Raw genomic sequence first — 16861 nt, forward strand, 5'->3', positions numbered from 1 at the left:
CGCGCGACGGTGGGTCGGCGGAAAGGGTCGTCATGGATCTCCTGAAATGTGCTGCCGGGCCGGCCGACCCCGCGATTTGCTCGGCTTTCAACGCTACATCTTTCAACGCCAGATGGTGACGACAGGTATGGCGGATCGCCAGCGAACGGTCGTGACGGTCACGCTGTGTGCGGCGGTCGCGGTGCTGACGCTGGTGTCGCTGGGGGTGGGCCCTGTGAGGTTGTCGCCGGTGGCTGTTCTCGATGCCTTGTTCGGCGGAGGCAGCGACGTCCAGCGGATCATCGTGCAGGAGATCCGCTTGCCGCGCGCAATCCTCGGGGTTGCCATCGGCGCCATTCTCGGTTTGTCGGGTGCGGCCTTGCAGGGATTGCTGCGCAACCCCCTCGCGTCTCCCTCGCTGTTCGGCGCGCCGCAGGCGGCGGCGTTCGGCGCAGTGCTGATCATCGCGCTCGGATTAGCCGACGTACGTTCCTTCGCTCTGCCGGTCGCGGCCATCGTCATGGCATTCGCTTCGGTGTTTGTGCTGCTCGCGGTTGCGGGACGTAGTGCGAGCCTGCTGATCCTGATCCTTGCGGGGCTCGCGATCTCGTCGCTTGCCGGCGCGGCGACATCGCTGACCATGAACCTGTCGCGCAATCCGTTCGCCGCGTTGGAGATTGCATTCTGGCTGCTGGGGTCGCTGGAGGACCGCAGCTTTCGCCACGTGATGCTGGCGCTACCATTCATCATCGCGGGAGCAGCGATCCTGATGAGCCAGCGCCATGCGTTTCGCGCGCTCAGTCTTGGTGAGGAATCCGCGCAGAGCCTGGGCGTCAATGTCGGCCGGTTACGGCTGTGGGCGATTCTCGGCGTTGCGCTCGGCGTCGGTGGCGCGGTTGCCGTGGCCGGCGCCATCGGCTTCATCGGCCTGGTTGCGCCACATCTGATGCGACCCCTGATCGGCTACGACCCGGCGCGGCTCTTGGTGCCAAGTGCGCTGACCGGTGCGGCGCTGCTGCTTGCGGCCGATATCGCGGTGCGCGTCATTCCCTCGACCTCGGACATCAAGGTGGGGGTGCTGACCGCGCTGATCGGCGTGCCGTTCTTTCTGTATCTGATCGTGCGTGAGCGGCGCGCGCTGAGCGGAGGCGTCGCATGAGCGAAGCCGCCATTCTCGTCGCATCGTCGCTGTCGGTGGATCTCGGAGGGCGCGTTGTCCTGAGTGATATTTCGCTGGCGCTCTCGAGCGGGCACCTTGTCGCGCTGCTCGGGCCGAATGGCGCCGGCAAGACCACATTGTTGCGGGCGCTGGCGGGCCTCTTGCCATCGAAAGGGACGATCGAGGTTTGCGGCGACGCGCTGTCATCGCTCGCCCTTCAAGAGCGCGCGCGCCGTTTCGCCTACCTGCCGCAGGGCCATCAGGTGCATTGGCCGTTGCCGGCGAAGGATATCGTGGCGCTGGGACGTTACCCGCATGGCGCGGTCGATCCGGCGCGGCTGACGGAGAAGGATGCCGCGGCGGTGATGCGGGCGATGCAGGCGACCGACGTGGTCAGTTTAAGCGATCGTCGCGTGACGGAATTGTCCGGCGGCGAGCGCGGCCGGGTGGCGCTGGCGCGGGTGCTGGCCGTGGAAGCGCCGGTGCTGCTGGCCGACGAGCCGACCGCATCGCTCGATCCGCGCTATCAGATCGAGATCATGACCAGGCTGCGGACCGCGGCCAACAGCGGAACGCTGGTCATCGTGGTGACGCACGATCTCGGGCTCGCGGCGCGGTTTGCGGATATCGTTCTCGTGCTGTCCGACGGGCGCCTGGTGTCGCAGGGGCCGCCTGCCGCCGCGCTTTCGGAGGCGGTCATAGCCGATGTCTTTCGCGTCAGAACCTATCGGGCCGACTATCAACGTGAAACCGTTATCGTGCCGTGGGCGGAGGTTTGATCGCGATGGCGTTCTTTGCGCGGTTGCAGCGTCTCGGCGCGGGGGCCCGGTCCTGCATCATCGACCGAAGAATGGGCGGTCTTGCCGCGGCCGTTCTGGCATTGAGCGTGGGGGTCGTCACGCAGGCGCAGGCCGCCGATCTGCCGCGCGTCGCCTCGATCAACGTCTGCACCGATCAGCTTCTGATGACGCTTGCCGATCCCTCCCAGATCCTCGGCCTCAGCCCTTATGCGCGCGATGCCGCGCGCTCCTGGGCGGCTGCTGAGGCGACGAAATATCGGCGGCTTTCCGGCGAGGCGGAGGATGTGCTGATGCTCAGGCCGGACCTTGTCGTCGCCAGCCTTTATATGAAGCGTACGACGCGCGAATTGCTGAAGCAGCAAGGAATGAGGATCGCCGAATTCGATATCGCAAAATCGATCGACGACGTGAAAGGCCAAATTCGCCGGATGGGCGATCTTGTCGGGCATCCGGATCGCGCGGAAGCCCAGGTCGCGCGGCTGGATGCCGCGATTGCCCGCGCGAGGGAAGCGGTGGCGCGAAAGTCCTATCGGGTTCTGGCGCTGTCGCGACGCGGCTGGGTGTCGGGCGATGACAGTGTCACCGGCGCACTGCTCTCGATCACCGGGTTGTCGAATGCCGCGTCGGGCATTGACATCAGCTCGGGCGGGTTTGCCAAGCTTGAAACCATTGTTGCAGATCGGCCGGACTTTATCCTGATATCCGAGGGCCGCGACGTCGCGGAGGACGAAGGCAGTGCGTTGCTGTTGCACCCGGCGCTGGAAAAGCTGTATCCGCCGTCGCGGCGCATCGTGATTCCCGAAGACTTCACGGTATGCGGCGGGCCGATGCTTGCCGATGCGCTGGACCGGCTGGTCGCGGAACTGAAGCGGGTCGGGGGCTAGTCTCCAGATTCAATCAGGTCGAGTCATTTCTCTGATTTGATGCCAGTATTCTTCTGCCACATCGTTGTCGATTTCCACGGCTTGGGTACTTTCAGAATAAAGACGGTCCTTTCCGTCTTTCCTAGGTCCAGATATCCAAAACCTTTCGCCGGTATCAATGTCGAAGTAGTTGGCTTTAAAGCCGCTGCCCTTCAGACTCTGGAACGTCCGCCCGTTATAGCGGATAGATCTGCCCGTCTTTGAGAAAGTGACGCGGCCAATTCTGGCAGGACCGTTAAGGGAGCCCGACTTATTTTCGATGTACATGATACGGGTTTTTGGCATGGGTACATGATCGTATGCGATCTCTAGCATTGCAACAGTGTGGCAGTTCAGGGGTCTGTTTCATTTTCTCTGCAAGCCCTTCAAGCAGCGCAGAATTCGGCCGGAGTTGGAGTCGAACCATGAGCGAAGCAATGCGCAGGACAGACCTCTCCTGCTGGCCGCCGCTTAAGGCAATGGGACGGGTCATCCGCGTGCTGATCGCCCTGTCAGCATTGTCGTTGCCGGCCGTCGCAGCTGACTGGGCGCGCTATGGCAATGTGCGGTTCCAGTATTGGATCGACCTTCCCCCAGGCTTTTCCGAAGTCAAGGAATCGGAGAACGGCGACGGCGGCATCTCGTTATCGTCAGACCGTACTGCGCAACTGAGCGTTTGGGGCAGCTATCTGACCGACGGAAATTTTGCGGCGGAGACCAAGGGGCGTTCCGATCAGGACCGCTCCAATGGCTGGAGCATTACCTATCAGAAGCAACAGGCGAAATGGGCGGTATGGTCGGGCGCAAAAGGCGCCCGTATCTTCTACGAACGCGCCATTCTAACTTGCGATGGCGCGGCCGCGTATTTCCGACTCGAATACGACAAGGGACAGGCAAAGGCGTTCGACCCGCTCGTTTCCAGACCGACCAAATCGCTGCGAAGCGGAAGCTGCCGACAGTGACAGCTAGGCTTTGCAGAATGGTGCTGCAACCATCCGCGCGGTTGATCAATCTGGAAAAGCGAACGTCCCATCAATCCATCAGGTCAGAATCTAAACCCGATGCCGCCGACCGCCAGTTGGTGCGACATGTCAGAGAAACGAACTGTCCAGTTGGTAGTGGCAGCATGTGTAGGATACACGGTGGGGCCGAATGTCTGATCGGTGGTGTCGACGAACAAGTAGCGGTACTCGGCAAACACGTAAGCGTTGCTGCCAAGGGCGACGCGAACACCTGCCTTCGCTTGGGCAGCGAAACCCCAGGAGGAGGAGTCTGCGCCCGAGTTGAAATGGTTGATGCCCAATTCCAGCGGGCTGGTCTGAGTCGAATCCGCGCCTTTGATTGAGATACGGGCGGCCCCGATCCCGCCGCCGATGTACGGCGTCACGCTCTGATAGGACGTGGGAAAGCTGAGAACCACATTCGCCAGAAGAACGGCATTGTTCATCGGAAAGGTATCGTCAAACGTATGTTCTGAAAGCCGATCGGTGGGATTGTTCAGCGTCGCACGCTGCTTGCCGGCCAGATAAAAACCTTCGACCTCGAGAGCAGGCATCAAGCTTGAGCCATACGACCATTCATGACCGACCTGCAGACCGACGAGCCCGACACCGCTGCTGTCGGACCGCCCGTTGGCGTGGACACTGAGCGGGCCTCCCTCGGCCTCTATAAAAAAGGCGGTTCCGGATTGGGTGATGCTTCCCGTGCTGCCGACGCCACCGCCGCCGAAAACACCGACGTAGGTGCCGCGCGCCGGCGCGCCTCCACCAACGTCAGCCGCCAGTGCTCCTGTAGAGCACAGCGCCAGCAACAAGATGCCTGCGAGTCCCGGTTTGCAAGATTGATCTCCTAACGACATTGGCTTCGCCCCCTTTTTGGAATGATTCGTTTCCTCTGCAACTATTCGAATCATAGCGCTGCCTGTAGTCGTCTCCCATACTCCGATGACTCGGATTCACAGCTGATAGTCCGTGAGACGACCACGCAAGACGCGCTGACGCGGCCGGAAGTGCCTAGGCGGGGCGCGAATTGCCTCGACCCAAGCCGACGACTCAGGATCACGGTCGCGGCAAGCGCAACATTCGTCGGATCTCACGATAAACGTTTGCCTGATTCGATCGAATGTCGCGGATGTTTCTTTGAATTCGGCGACCCGGTTGGCAATTTGCCTGCGCCGCTAACAGCTAATCGGTACAAAATGGCTGGCTTGAATGGCGCGCCCGAAGAGATTCGAACTCCTGACCCCCAAATTCGTAGTCTGGAGTGGCCATTGAAATTGTTGGAGTTCGTTACCGTAAGAACAGCATTCTTAACGGAAAATCATCGCCGCGGATTGCTTTACGGCGCATTTTGCCGTTACCGAATAAAACGAGTCGTGCGAGGCTTAGCCCTGTTTGGTTGCAAAAACATGTGCTCCAAAGTTCTGCCGGTACCTCCTCCGCGCCACTCGGGTTCATCATAGTTGTGAATAGGCTGCCCCCTCCAGCGCCAAGCAAACGTCCGCCGGTGCGATCTCTGGTATTGGCATTGAAACAGCGTGCGCTTGTAAAGGCGGGTGTCACCAAACGCAACTCAGATCCTCATACTGCAGGCGAGGGTCGTTGGGATGTATCGTGTTCTCCAATGATTTCTTTCTGAATTCTATTCTGCGTCGGGCTGACGGCCTGGCTCGGCCATGGCAAATGCCTCGAGATCCGACGCTGTCGCATCGATTTCCAGGATTCGTTTGTATGGAGAAAGATCAACACCGAAGCGCCGCGCATTGAACACCTGCGGAACAATGCAAATATCGGCTACCGTCGGCCGTTCACCGAGCGCAAACGGCCCGGGCAGGTGCGCAAGGCGTGCTTCGATCGCGTCGAATCCGGCTTTGATCCAGTACTGCGACCATGCCGCACGGGTGGCCTCATCGACTCCCATTTCGGCCAGCCGATTCAAAACACGGAGGTTTCCGATGGGATGAATGTCGCTTGTCACCACCAGCGCGATTTCGCGCGCGACAGCGCGTGCTTTCGAGCTGGATGGCAGCAGCGGCGGAGCCGGGTGCGTTTCATCGAGATATTCAATGATCGCGAGTGACTGAGCCAGGCGAAAGTCACCTTCGATCCAATAGGGCACCAGTCCAGCCGGGTTGATGTCGCGGTAGGTCTGCTGGCTTTGTTCACCTTTGCGCAAATGTACGAATTTGGTCTCCGCGCTCAATCCCTTGAGTCCGAGCGCGATGCGGACGCGGTAGGCTGCGGTTGATCGGAAGTATCCGTATAGCAAAGCGTCGTCGTTGTTCATCTCGCAGTTCGCACCTTACGGCTTGGTCGGATCGAAACGGCGTTCAAGCCCTTGCCAACAATCCGCGTAGTCGTCCTGCAGCGCGCCGGATGTTGCGGCATATTCGGTCACGCGCTGTGGGAAGCGTGTTTCGAACATGAAGGCCATGGTGTTGGTTAGCTTGACGGGCTTGAGCTCGGTATTGCTGGCATGGTCGAACGCCTCGCGGTCGGGCCCGTGAGGAAGCATGCAATTATGCAGGCTGATGCCGCCAGGTAGGAAGCCCTGCGGCTTGGCGTCGTAAACGCCGTAAATCAAGCCCATAAACTCGGACATGATGTTCATATGATACCAAGGTGGACGGAACGTGTTTTCTGCGACCGCCCAGCGCTCCGGGAAAATCACGAAATCGATATTCGCTGTGCCGGCAATTTCTGAGGGCGATGTCAGCACGGTGAAGATCGATGGATCAGGGTGATCGAAGCCGATTGCGCCGATTGGCGAGAACCTCCTTAAATCGTACTTATAGGGCGCATAGTTGCCATGCCATGCCACGACATCAATCGGCGAGTGAGGCAGAGTCGTAGACCATAGCGCTCCACCCCATTTCACGAACAGCTCGGTTGGCTTGTCGCCATCCTCATAAGCGGCGACCGGGGTGAGAAAGTCGCGTGAGTTGGCAAGACAATTCGCGCCGATGGGGCCCCGCTCAGGCAGCGTGAATGCGCCGCCGTAGTTCTCGCACAGATAGCCGCGCGCGGGGCCGGATGGAATTTCGACGCGAAACTTGACGCCGCGCGGAATAACGGCAATTTCGCCCGGCTCGGTGTCGATTACGCCGAGCTCGGTGACGAAGCGAAGGCTGCCCTCCTGCGGTACGAACAGCATCTCACCATCGGCATTGTAAAAATGCTGATCGACCATGGATTTCGTAATGAGATAGATATGCGCGGCCATGCCGGCCTGGGTGTCGGCGTCGCCCGCGGTGGTTATCGTTCGCACGCTCTGCAAGAAAGTCAGCTCGTCCTCTGGAATCGGCGTGGGGTCCCAGCGTAGTTGCGCGATCGGCATGTCATGCTCGCGGCACGGCGCTGTGCGCCAGAGTCTTGCATCGGCCTTAACGAAACGCCCGGAATGACGAACCGAGGGACGGATACGATAAAGCCACGAGCGTTCGTTGGCGCCGCGCGGCGCGGTGAACGGGGAGCCGGACAATTGTTCGGCGTACAATCCGTAGGCGCAGCGTTGAGGTGAATTGCGACCGATCGGCAATGCGCCCGGCAGTGCTTCGGTCTCGAAGCTATTGCCAAAGCCCGACATATAGCCGGGCGTCACGTTGGCAGTGTTGCGATTGACGGCGACAGGAGTGAAATTGGTGTTCATCGCCTTATCCTCCTTGAAGCGCCGCCCACATCTCGCGGTCACGATCCGCGGTCCAGATTACCGGATTGTCGATCCCCGATGCCTCATCGAAAGCCCGAGAGACGTTAAACGGCAGGCAGTGTTCATAAATGGCGAAGCTCGAGAATTTCGGGTCCATGACTTCGCGTGCCGCGGCGACCGTTTCCTTCAGGTTGTGCCCTTTGGCGACGGACAATTCCGCCGAGCCATACAATGCAGTAACGAAATCGCGAGTCATCGCAATTGCCTCTCGTGTAATGGACTGCCCACTGAGAGCGTTACCGCGGCCGGGAGCGACTGCTTTGGGATTGAATTTGCGAATTTCATTCAATGTCATCGGCCATTGACGCAAATAGGCATCTCCGCAATAGCAAGCGGAGTGGTATTCGATCAGATCGCCTGAGCACATCACCTGCGCGTCGGGGACCCACGCCACGATATCTCCGGATGTGTGGCCGGCACCCAAATGCATCAACCTCACCGCACGCTTGCCGAGATAGATTGTCATCTCGGTCTCGAACGTAAGTGTCGGCCAAGTCAGCCCCGGGATGCTTTCGGCATCACGGAATAGCCGCGGAAATCGTCCGAATTCGGAATCCCAATCCTGTTGGCCGCGCTCTTCGATCAGCCTGTGGGTTTCTTTCGAGGCGACGATTCCCTGCGCGTGATATGCAGAAGCGCCGAGAACGCGCACCGCATGATAATGCGATAGAACCACATACTTGATGGGTTTATCGGTTACGGTTCTGACGCGTTCAATGACGCTGTTCGCCATCGCGGGCGTCGCCTGCGCGTCAAACACGATGCAGCCGTCATCGCCGACAATGACCGCTGTATTTGGGTCGCCCTCTGCGGTGAACGCATAGAGGTCGGGGCCGATTTCGGAGAACGTGATTTTCTTCTCCGCTATATCGGCCGTGGAAGCGAAATCCTTGGCGCTCATTTTTTCTCGTCCTCGAACTCCGCTCACCCGGACGGATCATTCCCGAGGCGTCGTTTTGCCAGCAAAACCGCCTCGCGAAGGACCTCTACATCTCCGATATGATTGGCAAGAATCAAAACGAGGGTAGTATCGAGCGACGCGCTCTGCTCATCGCTCAGACCACGATGTGCCTCTACGACCAGGCGATAGGCTGCGTCCGGGTCGGGAAAGTTGGACTGCGTCGAAAGCGTCATGGCGTGCCCTCGATTAGCGCACTCGCCCGCGCGATTGCGGCTTGTACTGCAGGTAACGTGGGATGTCTGAACCGTGCAGCGACGTATCCATCTGGTCGAAGCAAATAGGCGGATCCATCGGACGCGTCATAGCGCTTCGCAAATAGTCCGGATGTGTCGCGCAGCGGTGCATTGGGGCCTATGCCGATGCAGTGACAATCAAGCGGATCGAGAGTCGATCCGTTTCCAGATTTTATTAGAACAAAATCTCCGCCGGCGGCTTTGAAAGCATCGGTAAGATAAACACGTTCGTCATTCGTAGCCGTCAATGGCGTATCCACGATGGGCGCGCCCGGAGGTGGGCCGGCACGCCATGTGTCGACATCGCTCGTAGACAATGGCGTGTTGTATATTGACGGCGTTGCTAGCCGTCCGCCGTTCACCATGCGCCTGGCGAAACCGACCTCCTTGGCAAGTCGAAGAACGGCATGACGCATTCGCCGTTCGTGGTTTGAATGGGGGGCTATGAAATCTGTCGAGCGAGTCGACGCACGAATATTTTCGTCCGCCGCCGCGCTGCGCTCGCTCTCATAACTATCGAGCAGGGAAACCGCGGCCTTACCCTGCAGGACGAGGGCGAGCTTCCAGGCTAGGTTTTCGGCATCCTCGAGCCCGGAATTCGCACCCCGTGCCCCAAACGGGGAGACCTGGTGAGCGGAGTCGCCTGCGAAGATAACCCGCCCATGAATAAACCGCTGCATGCGCCGACACTGAAATTTATAAATCGATATCCATTCGAATTCGAATGCGCTGTGCCCCAGCATGCGTTCGACCCGCGGCCGCACATTCTCCGGGAGTCGTTCAACGGCGGGGTTTGCGTCTGGGCCAAGTTGCAGATCTATGCGCCACACGTCGTCGGGCTGACGGTGGAGCAGCGCGGACTGCCCAGAATGAAATGGAGGGTCGAACCAGAACCAGCGTTCGGTTGGAAACGCGGCCGTCATCTTTACGTCCGCGATCAAAAATTGATCATTGAAGGATTCGCCCGAAAATTCAGCGCCCACGAAACCGCGCAAAGCTGATCGCGCGCCATCGCAGGCGATCACGAAATCGGCTTTTAATTTGTATCGTCCGTCCGGAGTCTCAATCTCAACAACGGCGTGGTCGTTGTGCTGCTCCAGACCAACGACCTTGTTTCGCCAGCGCAGATCGATCAGCGGCAATTCCTGAACGCGGTCGACCAGATAGGCTTCGGCATAGTACTGTTGAAGATTGATGAAAGCCGGCATCTTGTGCCCTTCTTCGGGCAACAGATCGAACCGATAGACCATCTCGTCCTTGAGAAATATCTTGCCGACTTTCCAGGCAATTCCCTTTTCGACCATTCGTTCGCCGACACCGAGGCGATCCCACAATTCCAGCGATCGCTTGGAAAAACAGATCGCCCGTGATCCGTCACCGATCCTGTCTGTATCATCAAGCAGTACGACGGATTGTCCGCGCTGTGCCAAATCGATCGCGAGCGAGAGGCCAATCGGCCCGGCGCCGACGATGATGACTGGATGGTGCGCGGCTTTGCCTTCAGTGCGCTCCTGATCGGGGTGCCGGCGATAAGCAAATTGCGTGACAGACCGCTGGGACATGGTCGCTCCGGATCAAGCTCCGTCGCAAATTGAAAATCTGGCCAAGAGGCTAGACCATCGCTAAAATGGTCGCAACTGCAACTATTAAAGTGCCGCTGAATCTTGCCGCCGACACGGCATCCGTTGCGAAGCTCGACCTGCTCAAATTCGTGCCATTTCGGCTGAACCGGCTGCAGAGGTCAGCGCTGATCGTGAACCGGCGCAGTTGATGCGATCATTGAATATCTCGACGAGACACCCCGAAGCCGCTGCTGAACTGGGCCGGGAGCGCCGCAGAATTAATAAGCAAGAGCAATCCGGATGAAAAAATGCACCCGAACGATCCCAAGCTTCGCACTTTCGTTGACGTCGATGCGGCATCCGATTTCCCCATCCAGAACCTGCCTTACGGGGTATTCTTCACGCCAGAGCAGCCGGAGTTGCGCGTCGGCGTGGCGATCGGCAGTCAAATTCTCGATCTCGCCGTGCTGGAAGCCGCCGGTCTGATCCGTGGCGACGAGGTTAGCGGAGTTTTTGCAAAGCCTTCGTTGAATGCCTTCATGGCGCTCGGACCGAAGGTGTGGTCGCAGACGCGCGCACGCATCAGCGAATTGCTGCGTCATGATAATCCGGAGCTGCGCGACAATGCGAACTTGCGCATGCGCGCGCTTGCACCTCAGAATCGCGCGCAAATGTATATGCCGATCCACGTTGCGGGCTTCACTGACTTCTATTCTTCGAAGGAACACGCCACCAATGTCGGCACCATGTTCCGCGACAAGACCAATCCGTTGCTGCCGAACTGGCTGCATATTCCCATCGGCTACAATGGCCGGGCATCGACCGTCGTGGTCAGCGGCACGCCGATCCGCCGCCCACGCGGGCAGTTGAAGCCGCAAACGGCGGAGCTTCCGAACTTCGGCCCGTGCCAGCGGCTCGATTTCGAACTGGAAATGGGCATCGTGATCGGGCAGGCCTCCGCGATGGGCGAGATGTTGACCGAACGACAAGCGGAAGAGATGATCTTCGGCTTCACGCTGCTGAATGATTGGAGCGCGCGCGATATCCAGCAATGGGAATACGTGCCGCTGGGGCCGTTTCAGGCGAAGGCGTTTGGCACCTCGATCAGCCCGTGGGTCGTGACGCGCGAGGCATTGGAGCCGTTTCGGGTTCATGGCCCGGCGCAGGAGCCGAAGCCCTTGCCTTATCTGCGCCAGGTACAACCGAACAATTACGACATACGGCTCGCGGTAGACCTGCGAACGGAGAAGATGGCAAAGCCGGCCAGCATCTGCCGGACCAATTTCAAATACATGTATTGGTCGTCAGTGCAGCAGCTCGTGCATCATGCCTCTTCAGGTTGCGCAATGAATGTCGGCGATCTTTTGGGTTCAGGCACCATCAGTGGCCCCGAAAAGAGCGAGCGCGGCAGCATGTTGGAACTGAGCTGGAACGGGACCATGCCGCTTGAGCTTGATGGTGGCGAACACCGTTCGTTCCTTGAAGACGGCGATTCGCTCCGCATTCGCGGCTGGTGTCAGGGAGACGGCTATCGCGTCGGCTTCGGCGAGGTCGAGGGCTCGATCGTAGCCGTAGAATAGGTCGCTCAGGTGGTGTGACCGGACGGTATTTTTGGACCCCTCTCTTTCAAGGTTAGTGCAATCATGATATAAACCGTCCGATCGGTCAATGAATGGAGTTTTGGTGCCGGAAGCATGTGTCTGCAATGCGGTCAGGACGCGACGCTGCGCGATCTCGGACTGCCGGACGACGCGACCTATGTGAGCCCTAACGGTGGCCTGATCGCACTCGGCCATCCGCAGGGCACGTCGGGCGCACGACTCGAGACGACAGCCATGCAGCAGCTTCGCCGATCCCGTAGATGTTTTGCGTTGTGCACCATGTGCATCGGCGTGGGTCAGGGCATCGCCGTTATTGTGGAACGGATCTGAGCGAGGAGAACCGAGCCATGTGCGCGCAGCTGGTGAAATCGGAAGGCAAGTCGAAAGACGAAATGACGCCGGAAGAGATCGCATTCCAGGCGCGCATCGACCGGGGCGAGAAGATCGAACCCAAGGAGTGGATGCCGGAAGGCTACCGCAAAACGCTGATCCGCCAGATCGGCCAGCATGCGCATTCCGAGATCGTCGGGCAATTGCCGGAAGCCAACTGGATTACCCGCGCGCCGACGCTTGAGCGCAAGGCAATCCTGCTCGCCAAGGTTCAGGACGAGGCCGGCCACGGCCTTTACCTCTACTGTGCCGCCGAGACGCTGGGCATTTCACGCGACGAACTGATTGAGCGCCTGCATTCAGGCAACATGAAGTACTCCTCGATCTTCAACTATCCGACGCTGACCTGGGCGGACATGGGCGCCGTCGGCTGGCTGGTGGATGGTGCCGCGATCATGAACCAGGTGCCGCTGCAGCGCACCTCCTTCGGCCCCTACAGCCGCGCCATGATCCGCATTTGCAAGGAGGAGACCTTCCACCAGCGGCAGGGCTACGCGATCATGACGAAGATGGCGGCTGGCACGCTTGAGCAGAAGCGCATGGCGCAGGATGCGTTGAACCGGTTCTGGTATCCGGCGCTGATGATGTTCGGCCCGTCGGACAAGGACTCGGTTCATTCCGCTCAGTCCATGGCCTGGAAGATCAAGATGAACACCAATGATGAACTGCGCCAGAAGTTCGTCGACCAGACAGTGCCGCAGGCCGAGCTCATCGGCCTGACGGTGCCCGATCCGAACCTGAAGTGGAACGAGGAAAAAGGCGGCTACGATTTCTCCGAGCCGGACTGGAACGAGTTCTACGATGTGCTCGCCGGCAACGGGGCCTGCAACAAGGACCGCCTCGGCGCGCGCGTGACGGCGTGGGAGGATGGCGCGTGGTTCCGCGAGGCGCTGGTGGCGCATGCCGACAAGAAGGCCGCGCGCCAATACGCCGTCGCCACCGGGTAGCAACCGGATCAGGCGTCGTTCATGCCGACCTGGTCACGGGAGAGAAACATGTCCAAGGAATGGCCGCTCTGGGAAGTGTTCATTCGGGGCCAGCATGGTCTGAACCACCGTCATGTGGGCAGCCTGCACGCCGCCGACGCCGAAATGGCGATCCTGAATGCCCGCGACGTCTATACCCGCCGCAGCGAGGGCGTTTCGATCTGGGTGGTGCGTTCGTCTGACATCGCCGCATCTAGCCCTTCTGACAAGGGGCCTTTGTTCGATCCCGCGAACGCGAAGGTCTACCGCCACCCGACTTTCTACGAGATCCCTGAAGAAGCAGGGCATATGTGATGCCATCGCTCCCCGATATCGCCCAGGCCGACGCAGCAGAACTCGCACGTGAGGCCGCCGCGCAAGGTCAAGGAATGCGTGCGCCTTCGCATGATGCGAACCTGGATGCCTTCTTCGAAGTCCTGCTGCGGATCGGAGACACGACCCTGATCCTGGGGCACCGGGATTCGGAATGGTGCGGACATTCGCCCGCGCTGGAGGAGGACATTGCGCTGGCCAACATGGCGCTGGACCTGATCGGCCAGACCCAGCTCTGGCTCGGCCTCGCCGCCGAGGTGGAAGGCAAGGGCCGCACCGCAGACGATCTCGTCTATCTGCGTGATGCCTGGGACTTCCGCAATCTGCTGCTCGTCGAACGGCCCAACGGCGATTTCGGCCATACGCTGATGCGGCATTTCCTGTTTGACATCTATCACCTTGCCCTGCTTCAGGCGCTGGCGATGTCGGCTGACCGGCGGATCGCCGAGATCGCCGCCAAGGCCGGCAAGGAGGTGGCCTACCATGTCGAGCGGACTTCCAATCTGATCGTGCGCCTGGGCGATGGAACCGACGAGAGCCACCGCCGCATGCAGGCCGCGCTCGACGCGTTGTGGCCCTATGTCGGTGAGATGTTCATCGCCGACGAGAAGGACGAGGCGGTTGCCGCTGCGGGCGTCGCGCCGAATCCCGCAAGCCTGCGCGCCGCATGGGATAACACGGTGCGTGATGTGCTCGCTGAGGCGACGTTGGCGGTTCCGGAGAGCAAATTCGCCCATAAGGGCGGCAAACGCGGCATCCACACGGAATATCTCGGCTACATCCTCGCCGACATGCAGTTCCTGCAACGCGCCTATCCCGGTGCAAGCTGGTGAGGTCCGGCCATGCAGACGAGCACGCTGCCCAGCACCGATCAGGTATGGGACTGGCTCGGTCAGATTCCCGATCCTGAGATCCCCGTCATCTCTTTGACCGATCTCGGCATCATCCGCGATGTCGCATGGGACGACGATACCCTGGTGGTGACGGTGACCCCGACCTATACGGGGTGTCCCGCCACCAGCATCATCAACCTGGATATCGAGCGCGCGCTGCGCGACCGCGGTGTTGAGAAGATCAGGCTCGAGCGCAAGCTTTTCCCGCTGTGGACGACCGACTGGATCAGCCGCGAGGGCCGCGAAAAGCTGCACGATTTCGGCATTGTGCCGCCCATCGACGGAACCGCCGCGGATGGCCGCCTCGCCAGTCTCGTCGCCAGACTCGCGGGACGGTCGGATCTGACCATCGCATGTCCCCGCTGCGGGTCGGTGCAAACGGAAAAAGTGAGTCAGTTCGGCTCAACGCCCTGCAAGGCCTGTTACCGCTGCAAGAACTGTCTTGAGCCGTTCGACTACTTCAAGTGCATATGAAGGCTGAGAACATCCCGAATGGCTCGCTTCCACACCTTGAAAGTCACGGAGGTGCGGCGCGAAACGCGCGATGCAGTTGTGGTAACGCTGGTGCCGCGTGCGGAAGACAACGCCTTGTTCGCGTTCACGCAGGGCCAGTACCTGACTTTCCGCCGTAACTTCGACGGCGATGAACTGCGCCGCTCTTATTCGATCTGCGCCGGGTGTGACGAAGGTGTTCTTAAGGTCGGCATCAAGCGCGTCGATGGTGGCACGTTCTCGACGTGGGCGAATGAAGCCCTTGCAGCCGGCGACGAGATCGAAGCCATGCCGCCGATGGGAAAGTTCTTCACGCCGATCGAACCGGATGCGCGGAAGAACTACATTGGCTTCGCCGGCGGCTCGGGCATCACGCCGGTGCTCTCCATCATCAAGACCGTGCTCGCCCGGGAGCCTCACGCGAGCTTCACGCTCGTCTACGCCAACCGTCAGATCAGCACGATCATGTTCCGCGAGGAACTGGAGGACCTGAAAAACCAGCATCTCGGCAGGTTCGCCATTATCCATGTTCTCGAAGGCGAAGCGCAGGACATCGATCTCTTCACCGGCCGCATTGATGGCGACAAGGTGGAGGCCCTGTTCACGCACTGGATCGATGCTAACTCCGTCGACATGGCTTTCATCTGCGGTCCCGAGCCGATGATGCTGGCGATTGCCGCGGCGCTGCGCGAGCACGGGTTGAACGACACGCAGATCAAGTTCGAGCTGTTTGCCTCCAGCCAGCCGGGCCGGGCCAAGGTCAAGGCCGTGTCCAGGACGGCCGTCGTACCCGGCACCGGGGTTGAAGCGACGGTGACTCTGGATGGTGCGACCCGCAGCTTCATCATGCCGCGCGAGGGCAAGAGCGTGCTCGATGCCGCGCTTGCCGCCAATATGGACGCTCCCTACTCCTGCAAGGCAGGGGTGTGCTCGACCTGCCGCTGCAAGCTGCTGGAAGGCGAAGTGGAAATGGCGGTGAACCATGTGCTGGAGGACTACGAGGTGCGCGCCGGCTATGTGCTGAGCTGCCAGGCGTTTCCACTGACCAACCGCCTCGTCGTGACCTACGACGAATAGGGTTGAGGAGAAGAGCGCATGGCCGATAAGATGAATATCGAAGACTACCTCGCCCAAGGCGGTGTGCTGACCGCGCCCGACAACGCGCCAGCGCGCTATCGCGGCGAGTTGATGCGGCTAATGTCGTCTTTCGTCGACAGCGAACTGGCGGCCTCTGCCGGCTTCGCCGGAGCGATCAACTTTGCGCCCGGCATCAAGGAGCGTATCGCGGCAAGCCGCATCACGCTTGAGAAGGCGGACCACGCCCGGAGCGTTTTAAACATCATGAGTGACTTCGGCACCGACGTCGACCGCTACCAGGCGCAGCACGACTGGACCGCGCGGGTCGAGCGCAACCTCAATCTCGGCGCGGCGCGCCGGGGCAAAGACATGCGACTAGCGGTCTTCCACTATCCGATCGAGAACTGGACCGACGCCGTGGTGATGAACGTGCTGCAAGGGTTGGCGACCGGCATCCAGATGAACGAACTGACCCGCGTCTCCTACGCGCCGCTGGCGGACGTTTTCCGTGAGATCGCACCGAGCGAACGGCGTCACGCCGAACTGGGCTACGCGGGCCTGCAACGAATTGCCTCGATGCCGGAGGCCAAGAAGACCGCACGGGAAGCAATCGCCTATTGGAAACCGCGCGTTGCGACTACTTTCGGTGTCGCCAGCTCCAGCCGTTTCGATACGCTGAGAAAATTCGGCCTGCGCCACACGTCCAACGAGGACTTGCTGGCGCAATGGGAAATCGCGACTGGCGAAAAGCTCGGCGTGCTTGGTCTCTAGAGCTACGACATTCATTAGGCCCGGCTCGCGCCTCGT

At 60.2% G+C, this 16861-nt stretch carries 18 protein-coding genes and 1 pseudogene; 12 read left to right on the forward strand and 7 right to left on the reverse strand.

Annotated elements, in window-relative coordinates:
* Nucleotides 1–112: 112 nt before the first annotated feature.
* From ACSZOQ_RS18900 to ACSZOQ_RS18910, 3 genes are read left to right on the forward strand one after another with little or no spacing between them, the layout of a single operon-like run.
* Nucleotides 113–1138, forward strand: coding sequence for a FecCD family ABC transporter permease (locus tag ACSZOQ_RS18900; protein ID WP_439923901.1), 1026 nt, complete (start codon nucleotides 113–115; stop codon nucleotides 1136–1138).
* Nucleotides 1135–1917 (forward strand): ABC transporter ATP-binding protein, encoded by a 783-nt coding sequence (locus ACSZOQ_RS18905; RefSeq protein ID WP_439923902.1) that lies wholly within the window; start codon nucleotides 1135–1137, stop codon nucleotides 1915–1917. Before ACSZOQ_RS18900 ends, ACSZOQ_RS18905 begins: the two co-directional genes overlap by 4 nt.
* Before the next feature lie 5 nt (nucleotides 1918–1922).
* The gene (locus tag ACSZOQ_RS18910; protein ID WP_439923903.1) at nucleotides 1923–2822 is read left to right on the forward strand and encodes an ABC transporter substrate-binding protein; all 900 of its coding nucleotides are present in this window, start codon (nucleotides 1923–1925) and stop codon (nucleotides 2820–2822) included.
* A 9-nt stretch (nucleotides 2823–2831) separates the two neighbouring features.
* Here ACSZOQ_RS18910 and ACSZOQ_RS18915 read toward each other — a convergent pair whose 3' ends face one another.
* Nucleotides 2832–3146 carry a 1-deoxy-D-xylulose-5-phosphate synthase gene (locus ACSZOQ_RS18915; protein ID WP_439923904.1) on the reverse strand — a complete coding sequence of 105 codons (315 nt, stop codon included), beginning with the start codon at nucleotides 3144–3146 and terminating at the stop codon, nucleotides 2832–2834.
* A 119-nt stretch (nucleotides 3147–3265) separates the two neighbouring features.
* Here ACSZOQ_RS18915 and ACSZOQ_RS18920 point away from each other — a divergent pair, with 119 nt between their 5' ends.
* Nucleotides 3266–3802 (forward strand): hypothetical protein, encoded by a 537-nt coding sequence (locus tag ACSZOQ_RS18920; protein WP_439923905.1) that lies wholly within the window; start codon nucleotides 3266–3268, stop codon nucleotides 3800–3802.
* Nucleotides 3803–3885: 83 nt separating this feature from the next.
* Here ACSZOQ_RS18920 and ACSZOQ_RS18925 read toward each other — a convergent pair whose 3' ends face one another.
* From ACSZOQ_RS18925 to ACSZOQ_RS18950, 6 genes are all read right to left on the reverse strand, one after another.
* The gene (locus ACSZOQ_RS18925) at nucleotides 3886–4698 is read right to left on the reverse strand and encodes an outer membrane protein (RefSeq protein ID WP_439923906.1); all 813 of its coding nucleotides are present in this window, start codon (nucleotides 4696–4698) and stop codon (nucleotides 3886–3888) included.
* A 782-nt stretch (nucleotides 4699–5480) separates the two neighbouring features.
* Nucleotides 5481–6125 carry a maleylacetoacetate isomerase gene (gene maiA, locus ACSZOQ_RS18930; protein ID WP_439923907.1) on the reverse strand — a complete coding sequence of 215 codons (645 nt, stop codon included), beginning with the start codon at nucleotides 6123–6125 and terminating at the stop codon, nucleotides 5481–5483.
* Nucleotides 6126–6140: 15 nt separating this feature from the next.
* Nucleotides 6141–7487: a homogentisate 1,2-dioxygenase gene (gene hmgA, locus ACSZOQ_RS18935; protein ID WP_439923908.1), complete on the reverse strand. Its 1347-nt coding sequence runs from the start codon at nucleotides 7485–7487 to the stop codon at nucleotides 6141–6143.
* 4 nt (nucleotides 7488–7491) lie between these two features.
* Nucleotides 7492–8448 carry an MBL fold metallo-hydrolase gene (locus ACSZOQ_RS18940; protein WP_439923910.1) on the reverse strand — a complete coding sequence of 319 codons (957 nt, stop codon included), beginning with the start codon at nucleotides 8446–8448 and terminating at the stop codon, nucleotides 7492–7494.
* A 23-nt stretch (nucleotides 8449–8471) separates the two neighbouring features.
* A complete protein-coding gene (locus tag ACSZOQ_RS18945; protein WP_439923911.1) occupies nucleotides 8472–8681 on the reverse strand; it encodes a DUF2783 domain-containing protein in 210 nt (69 codons plus the stop codon).
* A complete protein-coding gene (locus ACSZOQ_RS18950; RefSeq protein ID WP_439923912.1) occupies nucleotides 8678–10303 on the reverse strand; it encodes an FAD-dependent oxidoreductase in 1626 nt (541 codons plus the stop codon). Before ACSZOQ_RS18950 ends, ACSZOQ_RS18945 begins: the two co-directional genes overlap by 4 nt.
* Nucleotides 10304–10611: 308 nt before the next feature.
* Between ACSZOQ_RS18950 and fahA the strand changes: the two genes are divergently transcribed.
* From fahA to ACSZOQ_RS18990, 8 genes and pseudogenes are all read left to right on the forward strand, one after another.
* On the forward strand, nucleotides 10612–11883 hold the full coding sequence (gene fahA / locus ACSZOQ_RS18955) for a fumarylacetoacetase (protein WP_439923913.1): 1272 nt from the start codon (nucleotides 10612–10614) through the stop codon (nucleotides 11881–11883).
* Between the two features lie 138 nt (nucleotides 11884–12021).
* Nucleotides 12022–12234: pseudogene (locus tag ACSZOQ_RS18960) on the forward strand (3-oxoadipyl-CoA thiolase); the annotation flags it as partial.
* A 17-nt stretch (nucleotides 12235–12251) separates the two neighbouring features.
* Nucleotides 12252–13241 carry a 1,2-phenylacetyl-CoA epoxidase subunit PaaA gene (gene paaA, locus ACSZOQ_RS18965; protein ID WP_439923914.1) on the forward strand — a complete coding sequence of 330 codons (990 nt, stop codon included), beginning with the start codon at nucleotides 12252–12254 and terminating at the stop codon, nucleotides 13239–13241.
* A gap of 48 nt (nucleotides 13242–13289) precedes the next feature.
* Complete coding sequence (gene paaB / locus ACSZOQ_RS18970) at nucleotides 13290–13574, forward strand: 1,2-phenylacetyl-CoA epoxidase subunit PaaB (protein ID WP_439923915.1); 285 nt, start codon at nucleotides 13290–13292, stop codon at nucleotides 13572–13574.
* Between the two features lie 74 nt (nucleotides 13575–13648).
* Nucleotides 13649–14425 carry a 1,2-phenylacetyl-CoA epoxidase subunit PaaC gene (gene paaC, locus ACSZOQ_RS18975; protein WP_439926140.1) on the forward strand — a complete coding sequence of 259 codons (777 nt, stop codon included), beginning with the start codon at nucleotides 13649–13651 and terminating at the stop codon, nucleotides 14423–14425.
* A gap of 9 nt (nucleotides 14426–14434) precedes the next feature.
* Nucleotides 14435–14959, forward strand: a complete 525-nt coding sequence (paaD, locus tag ACSZOQ_RS18980; RefSeq protein ID WP_439923916.1) for a 1,2-phenylacetyl-CoA epoxidase subunit PaaD — start codon at nucleotides 14435–14437, stop codon at nucleotides 14957–14959.
* An 18-nt stretch (nucleotides 14960–14977) separates the two neighbouring features.
* A complete protein-coding gene (gene paaE / locus ACSZOQ_RS18985; protein WP_439923917.1) occupies nucleotides 14978–16054 on the forward strand; it encodes a 1,2-phenylacetyl-CoA epoxidase subunit PaaE in 1077 nt (358 codons plus the stop codon).
* An 18-nt stretch (nucleotides 16055–16072) separates the two neighbouring features.
* The gene (locus tag ACSZOQ_RS18990; protein WP_439923918.1) at nucleotides 16073–16825 is read left to right on the forward strand and encodes a Phenylacetic acid catabolic protein; all 753 of its coding nucleotides are present in this window, start codon (nucleotides 16073–16075) and stop codon (nucleotides 16823–16825) included.
* The last annotated feature ends 36 nt before the right edge of the window (nucleotides 16826–16861 follow it).

Origin of the sequence: Nitrobacter sp. JJSN (assembly GCF_051912485.1) — a bacterium.
GTDB lineage: Bacteria > Pseudomonadota > Alphaproteobacteria > Rhizobiales > Xanthobacteraceae > Nitrobacter.